The 2,862-nt window shown below is 45.4% G+C and carries 3 protein-coding genes; all 3 read left to right on the top strand.

The genetic code is table 11. From position 1 onward, the window contains the following. The coding region (locus tag B5D23_RS14820; protein ID WP_234985112.1) for a helix-turn-helix transcriptional regulator at nucleotides 1-231 on the top strand (231 nt) is incomplete at its 5' end. A 144-nt stretch (nucleotides 232-375) separates the two neighbouring features. Further along, the gene (locus tag B5D23_RS14815; protein WP_078686185.1) at nucleotides 376-1,518 is read left to right on the top strand and encodes a Fic family protein; all 1,143 of its coding nucleotides are present in this window, start codon (nucleotides 376-378) and stop codon (nucleotides 1,516-1,518) included. Nucleotides 1,519-1,643: 125 nt separating this feature from the next. After that, nucleotides 1,644-2,024, top strand: coding sequence for a hypothetical protein (locus tag B5D23_RS14810; RefSeq protein ID WP_078686186.1), 381 nt, complete (start codon nucleotides 1,644-1,646; stop codon nucleotides 2,022-2,024). Nucleotides 2,025-2,862 lie beyond the last annotated feature (838 nt).

The following is a 2,862-nucleotide window of genomic DNA, read 5'->3' as shown; positions in this document are numbered from 1 at the left end:
AACAGCAGGCCAGACCCGGCGGGCGTCCGAACTGGTTCGCGAGGAGATAACGCTATGGAAGATATGAAAGGAAGAAAGCTGAACTGGAAGCACGCATGCGATATGTTGAACTGCTCCAAAAGTCATTTCTATAACCTCGTGAACGCCGGGAAAATCCCCGCGTTCCGCATCGGAAAAGTCCGGGCCATATGGGTCTGGGAGAAGGACGTGCGGGACTATATGGATTTTTGAGGGAGGGGAAGAGAAAAAAGGCGACTGAAAGGTCGCCTTTTTTTGTGAGGTTGCCTTTGTGTGCAAGGGAGTTTAAAATGTGAATCATAAAAATGAGCTAAATTTGATTTTTTCAATAAATTAAAGAGAGATAAGGTTGCAAATATGGTTGCAAAACCTGTGACAAAAAAGCATCTTACGCATAAGACAGGGAAGTTTATCTTCTCGTGTGAATATGATGAGCAGGTGATTTCTCCCAAGATCATCGAAAGCCGCATTCTGTACTCAACGGTAAGCGAGTTGCCGATTCTGCCTCATATCGCGGCGAAGCTGAGAGAGGATATAATTAAGCGGTCAATCTTTGGAACGGCTGCAATTGAGGGGAATAGTCTGAGCGAGGATGAAGTCGGAGCACTGCTAACGGCTGACGATGCGCTCAAGTTAGAAGGGCGTTCGGAGCTGGAAATTGGCAACCTGAAAGCGCTGTATGCATTGTTGGATGGAGAAAAGCAGGGCTTTTGGGGCGTGACGGAAGACTTCATTCGGGACGTTCACAGGACGCTGACGCGCGGCATTGAGTATTTCCATAACAGTCCCGGTAATTACCGGAATGAGCCGGTTTTTGTGGGTAATGCGGATCATGGTGGGCGCTATACGCCACCGAAGACATTGGACGATATACAGACGCTCATGGGGATTTTTGTTGAGTGGATGAATAGCGAAGAAATGGCGGGACTAGATCCGATGATCAGGGCTGCGCTCGCGCATTTTCATCTCGCGAAAATTCACCCGTTCCAAGATGGAAATGGCAGGTCCTCGCGTTTTGTCGAAGCCATGATTCTTGATCAGGCGGGGATTAAATACCTGCCGCAAATGATGTCGAACTTTTACTATCGAAACATCGACGAGTATTTCATTGCATTTTCGCGGGTGATCAAAAGTAAGCATCCCGAAGATGTGACGCCTTTCTTGAGCTTCTATTTTGACGGCATTATCTCCTCGCTGAAAGAGATCAAGGAGCATGTCACGCTCTCAATTCGTCGCCTGTCTCTAAAGGACTACTACCATATTTTGCACCGCGAGAAAGATCTTTCGCAGCGGCAGCTTGACTTGCTGCAAATTGCTCTTGAAACCATGCTGGAATTTTCCCTGAATGATGTGTTTTCGCACCCTGTTTTGCGGGCGCTTTATGGTGGGGTGAGTGTGGCAACAGCTCGGCGTGATCTGAAAAAGCTGAAAGAGATGGGTTTGCTTTTGAGCCGTAGTGACGGGAAATATTACCGCGTGAATATGTTGCGGCTTGGGTAGCTTTTGGGCTTGAGTAGGGAATAAATGACAGGACGCGATGAAATTTTAGAGTCTTCCTTGATTCTAACGCAAAAATGCATGAACTTAGGAGGGTTATAAATAAAAGAATATAAAGAGAGGGGCACATGAAGTGGCTGGTGAACCTGATAAAATTTCCGTTTGTTCTTACTCCTGAACAGGATTTCTTTAAGTGGGCTTTTTCGCAGTATCTCTTTTATGTCGTCGCGAGGGTGGCTGTCACTGCACTTATGGGGATGTCAGCTGGTGGAATACTCTCTGTAGATTCGATGCTCTTGGTGGCTTTTTCTGTTGCTGCGTTTGTGGGACCTGCGCGGGGGCAGGGAACCAGCCCAAAAAGAAAGTTCTTGTTTCAATATGTGCTCTTTGTGTTTGGATCGTACGTTTCTGCTTTGATTGGCCCGTTTCGTTGGACTCGACTCGCGTTTGATGCCTACCTGTTGGCGTATATGTGGGTGAGATGGGGGACTGTGGGGGATGAATTTTAGAATTATTATTGAAATGATATCAATTATAAAATATAGGATATTTAATAAACAAAAGGGGGAGTAAAAATGTGTAATGCTTGGAATCATCCTCCGGGGTGTACTTGAGGCTGGGGAGGGGAAGCCCGTGGTCAACGAGCTACTAGCTCTGGGATGGATAATTGGATAGTAGAGGTGCCTCCTATTCATCCTAGTCCGAGAGGCTATACAATTCCTAATTGTAGGTGTCCGGTTTGTGGAGCATTTGTTTTTTTTTATGAATCACCGACTGGTGGACGTGTCTTTTTTGACTCTTTGGGGCCTCCTTGGCCAAAGCACGCTTGTACATCGAGAGATAGGAGACCCGCTGGGATTTCTCGAGGGCGTACTATTCATCTAAAATCTCTTAGCTTAGAAGAACAAAAAAAAGCTTGTTCTTTTGTTCGTAAGAAGCAGGGCTGGAAGCCATTTTTTATTTTAGATGTTCATGGAAAGGGCAAAGAATACAAGATTGATGGGCAAGTCGAAGATGAAAAACTTACGTTATATACACCTAAAAATAAAAAGTTACCCTTAAGAGCTCGTAAGGATTCGAACGTATTGACATTTATGAAAATGGTTAGTGACTGTTATTGTAGTATGTCTTTTTTTATAAACAGTGAAATAAAAGTGCAAGGGAGAGTTGCCCTTACCTCGAGGAAAATGTGTTGGGAAATATGGAATAATCATAGTTCAACGGTTTATTCTTTTCTCCCCACGACGTCCACGAGGTCCACGACGTAATGCCCCGGAGCGAATATGCTTCGGGGCATTATGGTTTGGACGAAAGAAGAACTTCAGGAACAGCTCACGCAGTGGAAGC

Origin of the sequence: Desulfobaculum bizertense DSM 18034 (assembly GCF_900167065.1) — a bacterium.
In the GTDB taxonomy this organism is placed as follows: domain Bacteria; phylum Desulfobacterota; class Desulfovibrionia; order Desulfovibrionales; family Desulfovibrionaceae; genus Desulfobaculum; species Desulfobaculum bizertense.
The sequence above is the reverse complement of the archived record's forward strand: the minus strand, read 5'-3'. Positions and strand labels throughout refer to the sequence as shown.